Annotated in this window: 18 protein-coding genes; all 18 read right to left on the bottom strand. The window is 66.4% G+C overall.

What is annotated here, in order from left to right; translation table 11 throughout:
• Positions 1-49 precede the first annotated feature (49 nt).
• Positions 50-406 (bottom strand): monovalent cation/H(+) antiporter subunit G, encoded by a 357-nt coding sequence (gene mnhG / locus ACZYSP_RS09000; protein WP_093050066.1) that lies wholly within the window; start codon positions 404-406, stop codon positions 50-52.
• A complete protein-coding gene (locus tag ACZYSP_RS08995) occupies positions 403-681 on the bottom strand; it encodes a K+/H+ antiporter subunit F (protein ID WP_093050069.1) in 279 nt (92 codons plus the stop codon). The genes mnhG and ACZYSP_RS08995 overlap by 4 nt, the downstream gene beginning before the upstream one ends.
• Positions 678-1,169, bottom strand: a complete 492-nt coding sequence (locus tag ACZYSP_RS08990) for a Na+/H+ antiporter subunit E (RefSeq protein ID WP_093075295.1) — start codon at positions 1,167-1,169, stop codon at positions 678-680. The genes ACZYSP_RS08995 and ACZYSP_RS08990 overlap by 4 nt, the downstream gene beginning before the upstream one ends.
• The gene (locus tag ACZYSP_RS08985) at positions 1,166-2,833 is read right to left on the bottom strand and encodes a monovalent cation/H+ antiporter subunit D (protein WP_489014512.1); all 1,668 of its coding nucleotides are present in this window, start codon (positions 2,831-2,833) and stop codon (positions 1,166-1,168) included. The genes ACZYSP_RS08990 and ACZYSP_RS08985 overlap by 4 nt, the downstream gene beginning before the upstream one ends.
• 41 nt (positions 2,834-2,874) lie before the next feature.
• Positions 2,875-3,225: a Na+/H+ antiporter subunit C gene (locus tag ACZYSP_RS08980; protein ID WP_093050075.1), complete on the bottom strand. Its 351-nt coding sequence runs from the start codon at positions 3,223-3,225 to the stop codon at positions 2,875-2,877.
• Complete coding sequence (locus ACZYSP_RS08975; RefSeq protein WP_093075293.1) at positions 3,225-6,173, bottom strand: monovalent cation/H+ antiporter subunit A; 2,949 nt, start codon at positions 6,171-6,173, stop codon at positions 3,225-3,227. The genes ACZYSP_RS08980 and ACZYSP_RS08975 overlap by 1 nt, the downstream gene beginning before the upstream one ends.
• Before the next feature lie 77 nt (positions 6,174-6,250).
• Positions 6,251-6,628, bottom strand: a complete 378-nt coding sequence (gene crcB, locus ACZYSP_RS08970) for a fluoride efflux transporter CrcB (protein ID WP_093075291.1) — start codon at positions 6,626-6,628, stop codon at positions 6,251-6,253.
• Positions 6,629-6,669: 41 nt separating this feature from the next.
• On the bottom strand, positions 6,670-7,983 hold the full coding sequence (locus tag ACZYSP_RS08965; RefSeq protein WP_093050084.1) for a TRAP transporter large permease: 1,314 nt from the start codon (positions 7,981-7,983) through the stop codon (positions 6,670-6,672).
• Between the two features lie 5 nt (positions 7,984-7,988).
• The gene (locus ACZYSP_RS08960) at positions 7,989-8,522 is read right to left on the bottom strand and encodes a TRAP transporter small permease (RefSeq protein WP_093075288.1); all 534 of its coding nucleotides are present in this window, start codon (positions 8,520-8,522) and stop codon (positions 7,989-7,991) included.
• A gap of 3 nt (positions 8,523-8,525) precedes the next feature.
• Entirely contained in the window at positions 8,526-9,494 is a 969-nt protein-coding gene (locus ACZYSP_RS08955) for a TRAP transporter substrate-binding protein (protein WP_093050090.1), read from the bottom strand.
• 143 nt (positions 9,495-9,637) lie between these two features.
• Positions 9,638-9,958 (bottom strand): ComEA family DNA-binding protein, encoded by a 321-nt coding sequence (locus ACZYSP_RS08950; RefSeq protein ID WP_093050093.1) that lies wholly within the window; start codon positions 9,956-9,958, stop codon positions 9,638-9,640.
• A 137-nt stretch (positions 9,959-10,095) separates the two neighbouring features.
• The gene (gene lapB, locus ACZYSP_RS08945) at positions 10,096-11,265 is read right to left on the bottom strand and encodes a lipopolysaccharide assembly protein LapB (protein ID WP_489013857.1); all 1,170 of its coding nucleotides are present in this window, start codon (positions 11,263-11,265) and stop codon (positions 10,096-10,098) included.
• On the bottom strand, positions 11,255-11,590 hold the full coding sequence (locus tag ACZYSP_RS08940; protein WP_093050099.1) for a LapA family protein: 336 nt from the start codon (positions 11,588-11,590) through the stop codon (positions 11,255-11,257). Before ACZYSP_RS08940 ends, lapB begins: the two co-directional genes overlap by 11 nt.
• A gap of 46 nt (positions 11,591-11,636) precedes the next feature.
• Positions 11,637-11,966, bottom strand: a complete 330-nt coding sequence (locus ACZYSP_RS08935) for an integration host factor subunit beta (protein WP_093050102.1) — start codon at positions 11,964-11,966, stop codon at positions 11,637-11,639.
• 78 nt (positions 11,967-12,044) lie between these two features.
• Complete coding sequence (gene rpsA / locus ACZYSP_RS08930; protein ID WP_007829366.1) at positions 12,045-13,733, bottom strand: 30S ribosomal protein S1; 1,689 nt, start codon at positions 13,731-13,733, stop codon at positions 12,045-12,047.
• Positions 13,734-13,948: 215 nt separating this feature from the next.
• Positions 13,949-15,961, bottom strand: coding sequence for a bifunctional 3-phosphoshikimate 1-carboxyvinyltransferase/cytidylate kinase (locus ACZYSP_RS08925; protein WP_489013854.1), 2,013 nt, complete (start codon positions 15,959-15,961; stop codon positions 13,949-13,951).
• A 1-nt stretch (position 15,962) separates the two neighbouring features.
• On the bottom strand, positions 15,963-16,853 hold the full coding sequence (locus ACZYSP_RS08920; protein WP_093050107.1) for a prephenate dehydrogenase: 891 nt from the start codon (positions 16,851-16,853) through the stop codon (positions 15,963-15,965).
• A gap of 20 nt (positions 16,854-16,873) precedes the next feature.
• The gene (gene pheA / locus ACZYSP_RS08915; protein ID WP_093050110.1) at positions 16,874-17,998 is read right to left on the bottom strand and encodes a prephenate dehydratase; all 1,125 of its coding nucleotides are present in this window, start codon (positions 17,996-17,998) and stop codon (positions 16,874-16,876) included.
• Positions 17,999-18,009: the final 11 nt, after the last annotated feature.

Below are 18,009 nucleotides of genomic sequence, written 5' to 3'. Positions count from 1 at the left end.
TTTTCGGGGTGCGTGCGAATGGCACAGGGTGCTCCCTTCCACCAGTGAATCAGCCCGACTTCGCCTCGGGCGGCACGTCGCCCCCCTTCTGCCGCTCACGAAACAGCGCCGCGCGCATCAAAAAGATAGTGGTGATCGGCGCCGTGAGCGCAATGAACAGCACGATCAGCACCGCATGCAGGAACAGGCTGAAGCCCTGCACCGAAAAATAGACGATGGTGGCGACCGTCATGCACCACACGCCGACCGTCGCGCCCAGCGTGGGCGCATGGATGCGGCGGAAGAAGGTGGGCAGCCGAACCAGGCCGAAAGAACCTATGGCCGCGAAGGCCGCGCCCAGTACCGCGAACACGGCGGTGATGATCTCGGCCCACAGCGGCAGTGGGCCCACGATGAAGTCCGTCATTCGATCACCTCCCCGCGCAGCAGGAACTTGGCCATGGCCGTGGAGCCGACGAAGCCGAACAGCGCGATCAGCAGCGCCGCCTCGAAGTAGACGTTGCTCGCGTAGATGATGCCGAGCACCAGCATCATCAGCATGCCGTTGATGTAGAGGCAGTCGAGCGCCATCACGCGGTCTTGTGCGCTCGGGCCGATCAGCAACCGCGAGAGCGCGCACAGCATGGCCACGGCCAGCAGGAAGAGCGCGAACTTCAGGGCCCAGAAGAGGATGGGTGTCATGACTCGAAGATCTCCATCAGGGGGCGCTCGTAGCGCTGCTTGATCAGTGCGACGAAGGCGGCCTCGTCGTCCACGTCGAACACGTGGATCAGCAGCGTGCTGCGGTCGAACGACACTTCGCCCCAGGCGGTGCCGGGCGTGAGGCACATCACCATGGCCAGCACCGCGAGCCCGTTGGGGTCGCGCATGTCGAGCGGAATCTGCACGAACTTCGAGGCGATCCGCGAGGTGCGTCGCGTGAGCAGCAGCCGGGCCACGTCGTACGCCGACTTCAGCATGTCGAAGGTCACGACGAAGGACAGCCGCAGCGCGACGCCGGGCCTGCGCATGCGTACCGCCGCCGGGCGCAGGCCCTCGGTGAGCAGCGGCACCGCGATGGCGAGGATCAGGGCCGCCAGCAGCGTGGCGGCGTCGAGCGACTGGTTGAGCAGCAGCCAGACGATGAACAGCGCGAAGGACAGCGACGGAGAAGGAATCAGGCGCTTCATGGGGCCGTGCCTTCCTTTGCTTCTTCCTTTTTCACCGGATTCGGAATCTGCCGCGCGCCCAGCACCGCGTTGCGATAGGGCGTGGGTGTCTTCAGTCCTTCAGCGGTGGCCCTGGCGTGCTGCATGACAGGCCCGGCCCACACAGTCAGCGCCACGCTGGCCGCGAGCAGCCCGGCCACCGGCAGCACTTCGAGTGCGGGCAGCGAGGGCATGGTGGGGTGGAGTTGCGTCCAGAAGTGGCGGATGCCGGTGCGGCTCAATGCAATCAGCGAGAGAAAGCCCGAGGCGATCAGCAGCGCAAGAAAGATCCAGCCGGCGGTGCCGATCGCCTTGGCGCCGAGCATGCCCGAGAGCATCGCGAACTTGCCGATGAAGCCCGACAGCGGCGGCAGGCCCGCGAGCAGCAATGTGCAGCCCATGAAGCTCAGGCCCAGGAAGGCCACGCCGGCGGGAATCGCGCGGCCGTAGAGTGCCTGCGCCTCGTCGTCGAGGTTCACGTCGTTGAGTGCGCGCAGGTCTTCGGCAAGAAAGGGCGCGTTGCCGGCCGCCTCGTGCGGCGCCACGCTCATGCCCGCGTTGCGCCAGCGCTCGATCATGTCGGTCAGCAGGAAGAAGGCGCTGACCGCGAGCGTGGAACTCAGCAGGTAGTACAGCGCGCCGGCCCACACGGCCGGCTGGCCGAGCCCGACCGCCGCGAGCAGGGTGCCCGCAGACACCAGCACGCTGAAGCCCGCGAGGTTCGACAGCCGCTGCGTGCCGACGATGCCGAGCGCCCCCCCGAACAGCGTGGCAAGGCCCACGCCAACCAGCGCCGCCTGTCCGAAGGCGGCCGAGTCGCCGGTGTCGGGCGCGAACAGCACGGTCCACAGCCGCAGGATCGTGTAGACGCCGAGCTTGGTCAGCAGCGCAAACACCGCGCCCACCGGCGACACCGATGCGCTGTAGGCCGGTACCAGCCAGAAGTTGAGCGGCCACGCGCCGGCCTTGGCGAAGAAGGCAGTCGCGAGGATGGCCGCCGCCGCGTGCACCAGGCCGCGGTCGCCCGGCGCGAGTTCGGCGATGCGCACGCCGAGATCGGCCATGTTGAGCGTGCCGGTCACGCCGTACAGGATGGCCGCGCCGATCAGGAACAGCGACGACGCAGCGAGGTTGATCGCGATGTAGTGCAGCCCCGCCTGCACGCGCGGCCGGCCCGAGCCGTGCAGCAGCAGGCCGTAGGAGGCCGCGAGCATCACCTCGAAGAAGACGAACAGGTTGAACAGGTCGCCCGTGAGGAAGGCTCCGTTCAGGCCCATGAGCTGCAGTTGCAGCAGCGGATGGAAATGCACGCCCGCGCGGTCCCAGCGCGAGGTGGAATAGATCGATGCGGCGAAGGCGATCACGCCCGTGAGCGCGACCATCATGGTCGAGAGCCGGTCGGCCACCAGCACGATGCCGAAGGGTGCACGCCAGTTGCCCGGCAGGTAGACGCCGATGGAGCCGGGGCCGCCGCCGGTGTCGGCAGCGTTCACCCAGCGCAGCAGCGCGAGCGCGGCAAGCAGGCCGACGAGACCCGAGACCACGCTCAGGGCCGACTTGGTGCGCCGCCGGTTCTCGCCCAGCAGCAGCATGAGCGCGGCCGTGAGCATGGGCACGAGGATCGGCACCGCCACCAGGTGCGGCATGCTGAACTCGAGCAGTTCGTCGAGCAGGTGGAAGATTTCTTTCACTCCGCCTCCTGCCGCTCTTCACCGTCCACGTGGTCGGTGCCGGTGAGGCCGCGCGAGGCGAGCATCACAACGAGGAACAGCGCCGTCATCGCAAAGCCGATCACGATGGCAGTCAGCACGAGGGCTTGAGGCATCGGGTCGGCCGTATTGGCCAGCGTGGAGGTGAGGCCTTTGATGAGCACCGGCTCGCTGTCGACCTTGAGCCGGCCCATGCTGAAGATGAAGAGGTTGACCGCGTAAGAGATCAGCGTTAGGCCCATGATGACCTGGAAGGTGCGAGGGCGCAGCAGCATGTACACGCCAGAGCCGGTGAGCACGCCGATGGCGAGTGCGAGCACGATTTCCATCAGCTGGCTCCCCCGGCGGCGACAGCAGCTGCGGCGGCTTCGGCTTCTTTTTCGGCCTGCTCGTCGGCCCAGCGGTGGCTTCGTATCGACTGGTGGGCCAGCGCGGTGAGGATCAGCATGGTGGCGCCGAGCACCAGCGCGAACACGCCGATGTCGAAGAAGAGGGCGCTGGGCACGTGCACCTCGCCCAGCAGCGGCAGATGCAGGTGTGCGGTGTGCGTGGTCAGGAAGGGATAGCCGAAGAACACCGCGCCGCCGCCGGTGGCCAGCGCCAGCAGCAGGCCGATGGCGATCCAGCGGCGCGGGTAGATGCGCAGATGCTCTTCCACCCATTCGGTGCCCGAGACGATGAACTGCAGCACCAGCGCGACCGACATCACCAGCCCCGCGACGAAGCCGCCGCCCGGCGCGTTGTGGCCGCGCATGAAGAAGTAGACCGACACCAGCGCCGCCAGCGGCAGCACCAGCCGCACCAGCACGGCCGGCACCATGAGGTAGCCCACAGCGGTGTCCTTGGCGCGGCGCGGGTTCAGCAGGTCGCTGCTGCCGTCGTCGACCTGCAGGCGCTGCTGGACCGGCAGGGCCATCGATTCGATCGCGGGGCGGAAGCGCCGCAGCAGCGCATACACCGTGAGCGCGACCACGCCGAGCACGGTGATCTCGCCGAAGGTGTCGAAGCCGCGGAAGTCGACCAGCATCACGTTGACCACGTTGGTGCCGCCACCCTCGGTGAGCGCGTGTTCGAGGAAGAAGGGCGAGATGCTCTGCGGGAAGTTGCGCGTCATCATGGCCCACGCCAGCGCCGCCATGCCGCCGCCGGCGACGGTGGCCACCAGCAGGTCGCGCCCGCGCCGGCCCCACGGTCGCAGCCGCGCGCGTGCAGGTTGAATGACGTCCTTGCTGCGCATCGGCAGCCAGCGCAGGCCGAGCAGGATCAGCACCGTGGTCACGGCCTCGACCACCAGTTGGGTCAACGCGAGGTCGGGTGCCGAGAACCAGATGTAGGTCACGCAAGAGACCAGCCCCGCGCCCGAGGCCAGCATCAGTGCCGCGAGCCGGTGGAACTTGGCCTGCCATGCGGCGGCCAGCGCGCAGGTACCGCCGATGATCCAGGTCATGGCGAACATCGGCGAGAAGGGCAAAAGCTCGCGCGTGCCGGGTGCGGCGGGCGTGGCCCACAGGGAAGCCGCGGCGCCCGCCACGGCCGCGACTACCAGCAGCAGCAACTGCCACTGCAGCCGGCGCGTGCCGAACAGGCGGCGGCTGCGCCGGCCCGCTTCGCTCAGCAGCGCGAGCAGGTGCTCGAAGATGACCTGGCCGTCGAAGCGATGCAGCAGCGGCGTGTGCTCGAGGCCGCCGCTCGCGCGACGACGGCGCTGCAGCAGGTACAGCGCGGCGCCGCCCACCAGCGCGACGAAGCTCATCAGCAGCGGCAGGTTGAAGCCATGCCACACCGCCAGGCTGTATTCGGGCAGCGCGCCGCCGACGACCGGCGTGGCGGCCGCCGCCAGCATCGGGCCGACCGACCACGCTGGCACCACACCCACCACCAGGCACAGAAGCACCAGCAGTTCGACCGGCACGCGCATCCAGTGCGGCGGCTCGTGCGGGTGCTTGGGCACCTCGTCGCCGCAGGGCGGGCCGAAGAACACGTCGAACACGAAGCGCGCCGAATACGCCACGCTGAAGATGCCCGCGATGGTGGCGATGACCGGCAGGCTGAAGTCGACCCACGGCGTCGACTGGATGAACACCGTCTCGGCGAAGAACATTTCCTTCGAGAGAAAGCCGTTGAGCAGCGGCACGCCGGCCATCGAAGCGCTGGCGATGATGGCCAGCGTGCCCGTGATGGGCATGAGCCGCATCAGCCCGCTGAGCTTGCGGATGTCGCGCGTGCCGGTCTCGTGGTCGATGATGCCGGCCGCCATGAACAGCGACGCCTTGAAGGTCGCGTGGTTCATTACATGGAACACCGCCGCCACGGCCGCGAGCGGGCTGTTCAGGCCCAGCAGCAGCGTGATGAGCCCGAGGTGCGAGATGGTCGAGTAGGCCAGCAGCGCCTTCAGGTCGCGCTGGAACATGGCGATGAAGCCGCCGAGCAGCAGCGTGACGGCGCCCGCGCCGCCCACCATCCAGAACCACTGCTCGGTGCCCGAGAGCACGGGCCACAGCCGCGCCATCAGGAACACGCCGAGCTTCACCATCGTGGCCGAGTGCAGGTAGGCCGACACCGGCGTGGGCGCGGCCATGGCGCGCGGCAGCCAGAAGTGGAACGGGAACTGCGCGCTCTTGGTGAAGGCGCCGAGCAGCACCAGCACCAGTGCGACCGGGTACAGCGCGTGCGCTCGGATGAGGTCGCCCGAGGCCAGCACCACGTCGAGCTCGTAGCTGCCGACGATGCGGCCGAGCACCAGCACGCCGGCCAGCAGGCACAGCCCGCCAGCGCCGGTGACGGTGAGCGCCATGCGCGCACCGCGCCGCGCGTCGCGGCGGTGGTGCCAGTAGCCGATGAGCAGGAAGGAGAAGAGGCTGGTGAGCTCCCAGAACAGCACCATCTGAATGAGGTTGCCCGAGAGCACCACGCCCATCATCGCGCCCATGAACGCGAGGAAGAACGAGAAGAAGCGCGGCACCGGATCGGAGGCCGACATGTAGTAGCGCGCATAGAGCACCACCAGCGCGCCGATGCCCAGCACCAGCATGCAGAACAGCCATGCGAAGCCATCCAGGCGGAACACGAGGTTCAGGCCGAGGGCCGGCAGCCATTCGATTTCTTGCCGCAGCACGTTGCCGTGCGCGATCTGCGGGAAGAACCATGCGACCTGGATGGCGCAGCCCAGCGCGACCAGCCCCGCCAGCGTCGACTCCCTGTTGCGTGCGTTGGAAGGCATCAACGCGGCCAGCACGCTGGCAATGAAGGGGAGGGCGATGAGAAAGACCAGGGGCATTGCGGGCAATTCTATCGACCGACCCTATGGAAGGCCCTATCTATAACCGCAAGACATAAGGCAGTTTTTCGCTCGATTCAGGAGGAGAAAGCCTGCACCGTGCGCAACCCGAGCCAGGTCATGCACAGCGAACCGCCAAGGTGCAACGCGATCGTGCCCATCGCGAGGCCGAGCCTGCCGCCCATGAGCATGCCGACCACTTCCGCGGAGAAGCTGGAGAAGGTGGTGAGCGTGCCCAGGAAGCCGGTGATGACCATGAGCCGCCACGCGGGGTTGATGTCCGGCAGGCCGCTGAACACACCGATGGCCACGCCGATCAGGTAGCCGCCGATGAGGTTCACCGCCAGCGTGCCCCAGGGCAGGATGCCGCCGGGGTTGAGCCACAGGGCAAAGCCCCAGCGCATGAGGGCGCCGACACACGCGGCGAGGCAGATGACGAGGACGTTCAGCAGCATGCCGGCGATTATCCGCAAGCTGCCGGACGGCCTTGCTCTTTCTACTTCTCCTTGCCCATCACCACATCGGGCAGGATCGTCACGATGCTCGGGAACAGCGTGATCAGCACGATGCACAGCACCAGGCAGAAGAAGAACGGAATGGCAGCCTTGGCGATCACGTTGCTGTCTTTCCCGGTCATGTTCTGCAGCACGAAGAGGTTGAAGCCCACCGGCGGCGTGACCTCGGCGATCTCGACCAGCAGCACGATGAAGATGCCGAACCAGATCAGGTCGAAGCCCGCCTTCTGGATCATCGGCAGCACCACCGCGCTGGTCAGCACGATCATCGAGATGCCGTCGAGCGCCGTGCCCAGCACCAGGTACACGACGACCAGCGCGCCGATCAGTGCATAGGGCGACAGGTGCATGCTGTCGACCCACTCGGCCAGCTCGCGCGGAATGCCGGTGAAGGCCATGGTCTTGGTGAGGAAGGCGGCACCAGCCAGGATGAACATGATCATGCAGCTGGTGCGGGTGGCGCCCATGATGCCGTCCTTGAAGTTCTTCCAGGTCAGGCTGCGGCCCCAGGCCGCGATGGCCAGCGAGCCCAGCACGCCGAAGGCCGCGCACTCGGTGGCCGTGGCCCAGCCCGCCACCAGCACCCAGACGATGAAGACGATCAGCAGCGCGCAGGGAATCAGGTTGCCCGAGAGCCGGATCTTCTCCATGAAAGTGGTCGGCGGATCGGCCGGCGGCACCTGGTCGGGATTGCGCAGGCTCCACCAGCCGATGTAGCCCGAGAACAGCAGCATCAGCAGAAAGCCCGGAAGAAAGCCTGCCAGGAAGATGCGGATGATCGACGCGTCGGCGGCCACGGCGTACACCACCATCGTGATCGACGGCGGGATCAGGATGCCCAGCGTGCCCGCGGTGGCGAGCGAGCCGATGGCCAGCTTCTCGTTGTAGCCGCGGCGCTTGAGCTCGGGCAGCGCCACCTTGGCGATGGTCGCGCAGGTGGCCGCCGACGAGCCCGAGACCGATCCGAACACGCCGCAGCCGAGGATGGTGGTGTGCATCAACCGGCCGGGCACGCGGTTGAGCCAGGGGCGCAGGCCCTCGAACATCTCCTCGCTCAGCTTGGTTCTGAAGAGGATCTCGCCCATCCAGATGAACAGCGGCAGCGCCGCGAGCTCCCAGCTGGCGTTACTTTCCCAGAAGGCCGAGAACAGGTTCTTGCCCGGCAGCGTGTTGGTGAAGAAGGCCTGGCCGACCCAGCCGACGATGGCCAGAGTCATCGCGATCCAGACGCCGCCCGCGAGCAGAAGCAGCATGATGGCGAGCAGCAGCGCGCCCATGAGCAGGGTTTCAAGCATGGGCGTCAGACGTCGGAGGAGAAATCGCCGGCAGCATGCCGCTCTTCGATGGCGCGCTGGTAGCTGGGCTTCTCGCCGCGCACCACGCCCACCAGCTCGTCGACCATGGCAATCAGCAGCAGCCAGCAGCCGATGACGAAGGTCGATTGCGGAATCCAGATCGGAATGACGACGAGGCCGGTCGCCATCTCGGCGAATTCGTAGCTCTCGTAGGTGAAGCTGGTGGCCCAGTAGGTCAGGTAGGCCACGGACACCGACGCGATCAGCAGGCATGTCACGTCGAGGATGCGCCGCACTTTCGGCGGCACGGCTTCGAGCAGCAGCGTCACGCGCACGAAATCGCCGTGACGGAATGCATGCGCCATCGCGAAGAACGCGGCGGCGGCGCACAGCCAGGCCACCACGTCGTTGAGCCCGCTCACGTGCCAGTTCATCTGCCGGCCCACGCCGGCCAGGATCATCAGCACGAAGATCAGGAACACGCAGAACGCGCCGAGCGCGCCTGCACCGTCGTACAGGCGGTCGAGGAAGCGGCGCACGGCTTACTTCTTTTTATAAGCGTCGACGATGGCGGCGCCATCGGCCCCGGCTGCCTTGAGCCAGTCGGTCTGCATGATGCCGCCGACCTGGCGCATGTCGGCGTCGAGCTTGGGCGAGGGCTTGTGCACCTTCATGCCGCGCTCGGCGAGCAGGCGCTTGTATTCGTCGTTCTTCTCCTGCGCGACCTTCCAGCCGCGCACCTCGGCATCGGCTGCGGCCTTGGTGACGGCGGCCTTGGTGGTGGCGTCGAGCGCGTCGAAGGCCTTGGCGTTCACGAGGATCGCGTTCTTCGGGATCCAGGCCTGCGTGTCGTAGAAGTTCTTGATGTGCTCGTAGGTCTTGGTGTCGTAGCCGGTGGAGCCCGAGCTCATGTAGCTCTCGATCACGCCCGTGGCCATGGCCGCGCTGAGCTCGGCCTGCTGGATCTGCACGGGCTGCGCGCCGATGAGTTCGGCGATCTTGGCGGTGGCCGGGCTGTAGGCGCGCCACTTGATGCCGCGCAGGTCGGCCACCGAGCCGATTTCCTTCTTTGTGTAGATGCCCTGCGGCGCCCACGGCACCATGAACAGCACCTTGATGCCCTGGGCCGCGAGCAACTTGTCCATGGCGGGCTTCGATGCGTCGTAGAGCTTCCTTGCCTCGGGGTAGGTGGTGGCGAGGAAGGGCACGCCGTCGAGCGCGTAGATCGGGTTCTCGTTCGCGTAGTTGGCCAGCAGGATCTCGCCGGCTTGCGCCTGGCCGCTTTGCACGGCGCGCTTGATCTCGGGCGCCTTGAACAGCGAGGCGTTGGCATGCACCGTGATCTTCACCTTGCCGCCCGTGGCGGCGTCGACGTCCTTCGCGAACTGCGTGATGTTTTCCGTGTGGTAGTTGGTGGCGGGGTAGGCCGTGGGGAGGTCCCACTTGGTCTGCGCGAAGGCTGCGGCGCCGAGGGTGAGGCCCGCGAGGGCAATGCCGAACTTGTGATTCATGTACGCGCTCCGGAATGGATTGAAAGCAAAACGAAAGGAAGCTTACGTGCAAATTCCGGACCACTTCCTGAGGCATTTCCCTGCCATGGCGCGCATGAAAAAGCCGCCCGAAGGCGGCTTTGCATATTTCTACCGGAGCGGAATCAGGGCTTGGCGGCCTTGGGAGCTTTCGCTTCCTTCGATGCGGATGGCGCCGCGCCACCGAAGCTCTTGCCATTGACCGTCAGGCCCTCGGCCGACAGCTTGGCCGCCTTCTTCTCCTTCACGCCCTTGACGCGCTGCATGAGGTCGGGCCAGTCCTTGAACTCGCCTTCCTTGCGTGCTTCGAGAATGCGCTTGGACATCGACGGGCCAACGCCCTTGACGCCATCGAGGTCGGCCTCGGTGCCTTTGTTGACGTCAACGGCGGCGAACGAAACGGCCGCGAACAGCATGGCCGTGATGGCCAGGATCTTCTTGAACATGATGAAAAACTCCCTCTTTTTTGTTGATGAGTGACAGCCGACAGAAGCGTCGGCCCAGGCTCAACGAGGAGGGAAAGAACGGCGTTGACGCGTAAAAGCCGTGCCGGCTTCTACGTGACCATTGTTCAGAAATGTGATCAGAGTTCTTCGACGCGGCGCGGCGGATAGCTGTCCCACGCCTGGCAGCCGGGGCAGTGCCAGAAGTACTGGTGCGCCTCGAAACCGCAGGCTGCGCAGCGGTAGCGCATGAGCGGCCGGGTGGCCTGGTCGAGCGCGCGCTGCACCTGCGGATGGAACTGCTGGTGCTCGAAGTGTTCGCCCGCGAGCCAGCGCGAGGCCGCAACCAGCGAGGGCTGCTGTGCAAGATGCGCGATGTAGCCGTCGCGCGGCGTGGGGTTGGGTTCTTCTGCGGTGGCGGTCGGCGTGCCGCCGAGCGCCATCAGCGCCTCGAGCACGTCGATCGACGGCGACTCCACATAGCGGCGTTGCAGCAGTGCGAGCGCTTCGCCTTCGCGGTGCGCGGCCACGGCAGCCTGCTGCAGCGCGGCTGCGTAGAGCGGCAGCGCCAGCGGTGCGGTCTCGCTCAGGGCCACGAGCGTGTCGAAGGCCGCGGCCGCCTCGCCGTTGCGCAACTGCAGGTTGGCTGTGTCGATGGCGGGGCGCGGTGCCTGCGGCGCGAGTTCGACGGCCTGCGCGAGCAGCTTTGCGGCGTCGGGCAGGTCGCCCGCCGCAACGCGTTCGGTCGCCTGCTCGCAGAGGTGATGCGCGCGGCGCGTGCTGTAGCTGGCCTGGTCTGATTCGTCGAGCTTCTGCGCCACGTCGGCGGCCTGTGCCCATTCGCGCGAGCGCTCGTAGATGGCCAGCAGCGACAGCCGCGCCTCGTTCTCGTAGCGCGTGCCTTCGAGCTTCTGCAGCGCGGCTTCGGCACGATCGAGCAGGCCGGCGCGCAGGAAGTCTTGCGCCAGTGCGTGCTGTGCGCGTTCGCGGTCGCTGCGGCTCAGGTCGCCGCGGCCCAGCAGGTGCTCGTGCACGCGCACTGCGCGCTGGTACTCGCCGCGACGGCGGAAGAGATTGCCGAGTGCGAAATGAAGCTCTTGCGTGTCGGGGTCGTTCTGTACGGCTTCGATGAAGGCGTCGATGGCCTGGTCCTGCTGCTCGTTGAGCAGGAAGTTGAGGCCGCGAAAGTAGGCCTTGGGGGCTTGGCGGTTCTCGAGCTTGAGTTGCCGGATGTCGAAGCGCGATGCGAGCCACCCGAGCACGAAGGCGACGGGCAGGCTGATCAGCAGCCAGCTGGGATCAAAGTCCATGTTGACGTACGGCGGGGAGGTCGGTGGCGGAGATGGTCGGAGCCGCTGCGGGCGCGGTCGTGGCGGTCGATGGTGCGGAAGCCTGGGTTTCGGCAGCGGCAGGCACTTGCGCCGCGGCGGTGCGGTGCTTCCACCAGCCCGGCAGCATGCCCAGTGCACCCACCACGAGCCCGCCGGCAAAGGCCGCGAGCACGACGAGCACCAGCGGCGCACGCCAGTAGGTGCCGAAGAAGAAATAGACGGTCGCGTCGTGCTGGTTGTTCAGCGCGAAAGCGAAGAGCGTAAAAAAAATGGCTGCCTTGAGCAGCCACAGGAGGTATTTCATAGCCGTTCCCGTTGCCGGGAGCATTCTACGTTTGCATCCACGTGCGTCAGGCCTTGCGGCCCTTGGCTTCCTTGCCGCCGGCGTCGAGCTCCGCGGTGCGTGCATCGACGGCTTCGCGCAGCGCCTTGCCGGGCTTGAAGTGCGGCACCCGCTTCTCGGGAATCTGCACGCTCTCGCCCGAACGCGGGTTGCGGCCGATGCGCGGCGGACGACGGTTGACCGAGAAGCTGCCGAAGCCACGGATCTCGATGCGGTGTCCGCGCACCAGCGCGTCGCTCATGGCATCGAGGATGGTCTTGACGGCGTATTCGGCATCGCGGTGCGTGAGCTGTGCAAAGCGCGCTGCGAGTTCTTCGACGAGGTCTGAGCGGGTCATAGGCCGAACATAAACGAAAAACGTGGACGAAAAAAAAGACAGAGCGGCCCCAGGGCCTGCTCTGTCTTCCGACTCAGCTTACTTGCTGTCGTTGTTGTCGAGCTTGGCGCGCAGCAGGGCGCCCAGGCTGGTCGTGCCCGCGTTTTCGCGTGCCGACTGCTGGCTCAGGCTGGCCATGGCGCCTTGTTCGTCGACCATGTCCTTCTGCTTGATCGACAGCTGGATGTTGCGGGTCTTGCGATCCACATTCACGACGATGGCGGTGACTTCGTCGCCTTCCTTCAGCACGTTGCGGGCATCTTCAACGCGGTCGCGCGAGATTTCCGAAGCACGGAGGTAGCCGATGATGTCTTCGCCGAGGTCGATTTCAGCGCCGCGGGCGTCCACGGTCTTGACCTTGCCGGTCACGATCTGGCCCTTGTCGTTCACGGTGGTGAACGTGGTGAACGGGTCGCTGTCGAGCTGCTTGATGCCGAGGCTGATGCGCTCGCGGTCGACGTCCACAGCCAGCACGATCGCTTCGACTTCCTGGCCCTTCTTGTAGTTGCGAACGGCGGTTTCGCCGGCTTCGTTCCACGAGAGGTCCGAGAGGTGAACCAGGCCGTCGATGCCGGCAGCCAGACCCACGAACACGCCGAAATCGGTGATCGACTTGATCGGGCCCTTGACGCGGTCGCCGCGCTTGGTGTTTTGCGCGAACTCTTGCCACGGGTTGGCCTTGCACTGCTTCATGCCCAGGCTGATGCGGCGCTTGTCTTCGTCGATTTCCAGGACCATGACTTCGACTTCGTCGCCCAGCGAGACGATCTTGTTCGGAGCGATGTTCTTGTTGGTCCAGTCCATTTCGGAGACGTGCACCAGGCCTTCGATGCCGGGTTCGAGTTCGACGAACGCACCGTAGTCGGCAATGTTCGTGACCTTGCCGAACAGGCGGGTCGATTGCGGGTAGCGGCGCGAAACGCCCATCCACGGGTCGTCACCCATTTGCTTGAGACCCAGCGAGACACGGTTCTTTTCGGTGTCGAACTTGAGGATCTTGGCGGTGATTTCCTGGCCGGCCTGAACGACTTCGCTCGGGTGGCGAACACGGCGCCATGCCATGTCGGTGATGTGCAGCAGGCCGTCGATGCCGCCGAGGTCCACGAACGCACCGTATTCGGTGATGTTCTTGACCACGCCGCGCACGACTGCGCCTTCCTTCAGCGTTTCCATCAGCTTGGCGCGTTCTTCGCCCATGCTGGCTTCGACCACGGCACGGCGCGACAGCACGACGTTGTTGCGCTTGCGGTCAAGCTTGATGACCTTGAATTCGAGGGTCTTGTTCTCGTACGGGGTCAGGTCCTTGATCGGACGCGTGTCGATCAGCGAGCCCGGCAGGAACGCGCGGATGCCGTTGACCAGGACCGTGAGGCCGCCCTTGACCTTGCCGCTGGTGGTGCCGGTGACGAAGTCGCCCGATTCCAGTGCCTTCTCGAGGGCGAGCCACGAAGCCAGACGCTTGGCGGTGTCGCGCGAGAGGATGGTGTCGCCGTAGCCGTTTTCAACGCTGCCGATGGCAACGGAAACGAAATCGCCGGCCTGAACTTCGAGTTCGCCCTTGTCGTTCTTGAACTCTTCGATCGGCACATACGCTTCGGACTTCAGACCGGCGTTGACGACGACGTGGTTGTGTTCGACACGCACGACTTCGGCCGTGATGACCTCGCCGGTGCGCATTTCGGAACGCTTCAGGGACTCTTCGAATAGGTCGGCAAAAGATTCAGACATTTATGGTTCCTTCCGTCAGGCAGGGTTGGCAGGCGCTCTTGCGAAATTGCGTGCGGCTGCTGTGGGTCTGTAGACGGCGGTTTTGTGGGCTTTTTGGATATAAACCCGGGTTGGTTGAACAACCAGCAGGCCAGTGCGCTGTCGCGCGGAAGGAGCCTGCTGGAGCGGTATGCGCCTTATGAATATTTCGGGATATTCCGTCGGGCGCCAGCTTTTCAAGCGGGCTTGAAAGGCTGTACTTGTTGCCACCAGTCCAAGACCTGATCGATCGATTGCTCGATGGACAGCTGGGAGTTGTCGAGGTGGCGAGCGTCCTGCGCCGGCTTCAGAGGGGCGACACTGCGGGATGAGTCCCGGGCATCACGTGCTTCCAAGTCGGAGCGAAGACTGTCGAGTGTAGCCGAAATACCCTTTGAAATCAACTGCTTATGACGCCGCTCGGCGCGCTGGGCGGCACTGGCCGTGAGGAAGACCTTGAGCGCCGCGTCGGGAAAGATCACGGTGCCCATGTCGCGCCCGTCGGCCACCAGGCCGGGCAGTTGGCGAAAGCGCTGCTGCAGGGCCAGCAGCGCCTCGCGCACGGCCGGCAGCGTGGAGACGCGGGAGGCGTCCATGCCGGCGGCTTCGGTGCGGATGTCGTCGCTGACGTCTTCGCCGGCCAGCAGCACCTTTCCTTCGGTGAACTGCAGGGGCAGGGCGGCCGCGAGTGCAGCGATCTGCGTTTCGTGCTGGGCGTCAGCGCTCAGGCCTGCGCGGCGCATGGCCAGGCCGGTCACGCGGTAGAGGGAGCCCGAATCGAGGTAGTGGTAGCCGAGCAGGCGCGCTACTTCGGCCGCGAGCGTGCCCTTGCCGGAAGCGGTCGGGCCGTCGATGCAGATCACCGGCACCTCGGCGGCCTCTGCCACCGAGAACAGGGTCTCGAAGTAATCGGGAAAGGTCTTGGCGACGCAGTGCGGATCGAGAATGCGCACCGGCACCCCCGCCGGGTTGAATGCCGCGAGCGAGAAGCACATGGCCACGCGGTGGTCGTCGTAGGTGTGGATGCTCGCCGGGCGCCAGCCGGCCTGCGCCAGCGGGTGCACGCGGATGAAGTCCGGGCCGGCCTCGACGGCGGCGCCGAGCTTCTTCAGCTCGTTGGCCATGGCGTCGATGCGGTCGGTTTCCTTCACGCGCCAGCTCGCGATGTTGCGCAGCGTGCTCGGACCGTCGGCGTACAGCGCCATCACAGCCAGCGTCATCGCGGCGTCGGGAATGTGATTGGCGTCGAGGTCGATGGCCTTGAGCGGCCAGGCGCCGCGGCGCACTTCGAGCCAGTTCGGACCGCTGTCGACCTGCGCGCCCATCTGGCGGGCGGCGTCGATGAAGCGGATGTCGCCCTGGATCGAATCGGCGCCCACGCCTTCGATGCGGATGCCGTCCTTGCCGGAAACACCCGTCGCTATCGCGCCCAATGCTATGAAATAGCTAGCAGACGAGGCATCGGCCTCGACGTGAATGTCGCCGGGAGAGCTGTAGCTGCTGCCCGCCGGAATGGTGAAACGCTCCCAGCCGTCGCGCCGCACCTGGATGCCGAAGCGCGCGAGCAGGTTCAGCGTGATCTCGATGTAGGGCTTGGAGATCAGTTCGCCGACCACTTCGATCACGATGTCGCCGGCCGCCGCGAGCGGCAACGCCAGCAGCAGGGCGGTGAGGAACTGGCTCGACACGTCGCCGCGCACGCGGATCGGCGCGTCGAGCGCCAAATCACCGTGTGGCACCGGATGGATGCGCAGCGGTGGATAGCCGGGGTTGCCGAGGTAGTCGATTCGGCAGCCGAGCTGGGTCAGCGCGTCGACGAGATCGCCGATGGGGCGCTCGTGCATGCGCGGAACGCCGCTCAGCTCGAACTCACCGCCCAGCAGCGACAGCGCCGCGGTGAGCGGGCGCATCGCGGTGCCGGCGTTGCCGAGGAACAGCGGCAGCAGCGTTTCGCTGGGCTTCAGCTGGCCGCCGAGGCCGGTGATGCGCAGTGTGTTTCCGTCCGGGTCGATGCCGCAGCCGAGCGCGCGCAGGGCGTCGAGCATCACGCGCGTGTCGTCCGAATCGAGCAGGTCGTGGATGGTGGTGGTGCCGCTCGCGAGCGCGGCGAGCAGCAGCACGCGGTTGGAGATGCTCTTGGAGCCCGGCAGCCGGACCGTACCGGCCGCGCCCGCGAGGGGCGGGAGATCGAGGAAGGTCGTAGAGAACATCTCAGTTGTCCTGCTGCTGCGACGAGGTGTCGGTGGCCGGTTTCCAGGCCGCGCGGGCCTTGCTGGCGGCGGCAATGGATTGCTCCAGCGCCTGCAGATCGCCAGCGGCCATCAGCGCTTCGAGGTCGTCCAGGGCCTTGCGAAAGGCCTGTGACTGTTGCAGCACTTGTTCGCGGTTGGCCAGCAGCACGTCGCGCCACATGACCGGGTCGCTCGCGGCGATGCGCGAGAAATCGCGAAAGCCCGGTCCCCCGAGACTCAGGAAGCGGTCGCCCTGCGGCTGGCTGGCGATGGCGTTGGTGTACGCGAAGGCCAGCAGGTGCGGCAGGTGGCTCACGGCGGCGAAGGCGGCGTCGTGCTCTTCGTGCGTCATGGTGACGACGTGCGCGCCGATGCCGCTCCACACCTGCGAGGCCCGCTGCACGTTCGAGCGCAGCGTGGTCTTCACGGGCGTCAGCACGACCTGCCGGCCGGTGAACAGCGAAGCCTCTGCGTGCTCGATACCCGAGAGCTCCTTGCCGGCGATCGGGTGTGCCGGCACGAAGTTCGCAAACTGGCGCTGCAGGCCGTTGCGCGCGGCTTCGATCACGTCGCCCTTGGTCGAGCCGACGTCCATCACCAGCGTCTCGTTCGAGATGCCGTGGCGGATGGCCTTGAATGTGGCTTCCGATGCGGCCACCGGCACCGCCAGCAGCACGATGTCGGAGCCTGACACCGCCAGCAGCGCCGAAGGCGCTACCACGTCGATCACGCCAAGCTGGCGAGCCCGCTCGGTGGTGGAGGGCGACTTGCTGTAGCCGACCACGCGTTTCACCAGCTTCGCGCGCTTGAGTGCGAGCGCGAAAGAGCCGCCCATCAGGCCGCAGCCGATCAGTCCCAGTTGTTCGAACATGTTGTGGGGCTGCCTGCCGCTCAGGCCTTGACGGGGTAGGCGCCCAGCACCTTGTAGAACGCGCAGAGACCGCGCAGCTCGGCCAGCGCCGCGGCCACGTTGGGCTGCGAGGGATGGCCGTCGAGGTCGATGTAGAAGTAGTACTCCCACTGGCCGGTGCGAGCGGGGCGCGACTCGAAGCGGGTCATCGATACGTTGTTGGCCTTCAGCGGCACTAACAGGTCGTGCACCGCGCCGGGCCGGTTTGGCACCGAGACGATCAGGCTCGTGCAGTCGCGGCCCGAGGCTGGCGGCATGGCCAGCGTCTGCGGCAGGCAGATCACCGAGAAGCGGGTGCGGTTGTACGAGTCGTCCTGGATGGCGTGCGCCACGATGTGCAGGCCGAAGCGGGTGGCGGCGCGTTCGCCGGCCAATGCGGCCCAGGCCGGGTTGGTGGCCGCGAGGCGTGCGCCTTCGGCATTGCTCGATACGGCACGGCGCTCGGCGTTCGGCAAGTGCTTGGACAGCCAAGTCTGGCACTGTGCCAGCGCCTGCGGATGGGCCAGCACGGCCTCCACGCCTTCGAGCGAATTGCTGCTGCGCAGGAGGTGATGACGTACCAGCAGGCTGACTTCGCCGACGACATGGGTCGGCGAGTGCAGGAACAGGTCGAGCGAGCGAGTGACTACGCCTTCGGTCGAGTTCTCGACGCCGACCACGCCGTACTGGGCGCTGCCAGCGGCGGTGGCGTGGAACACCTCGTCGAAGCTGGCGCAATAGATCAGGTCGGCGGCGCCGCCGAAGTATTCGATGGCGGCTTGCTCGCAGAAGGTGCCTTCGGGGCCAAGCACGGCCACCCGTTGTGGCGACTCGAGTGCCAGGCAGGCCGACATGATCTCGCGCCAGATGGCCGCCACATGGAGGTCCTTGAGCGGGCCGCCATTGCTCTTCTGCATCTTGTCGATGACCTGCGCCACGCGGTCGGGGCGGAAGAACGGGGTGCCCTCGCGCTTCTTGACCTCGCCGACCAGCTCGGCCACATGGGCCCGCTCGTTGAGCAGGCTGAGCAGTCGCTGGTCGAGCGAGTCGATCTGCACGCGCAGATCGGCCAGGCTTTCGGAGTTGTCGGAGGGAGAAGAGGGCGGTGTGGGTGCGGAGGCGGTCATCGGTGCGAGCA

It is taken from the genome of Variovorax sp. F042 (assembly GCF_057814215.1).
Note: the sequence above shows the minus strand (reverse complement) of the source record. Positions and strands in the feature narration are given on the sequence as shown.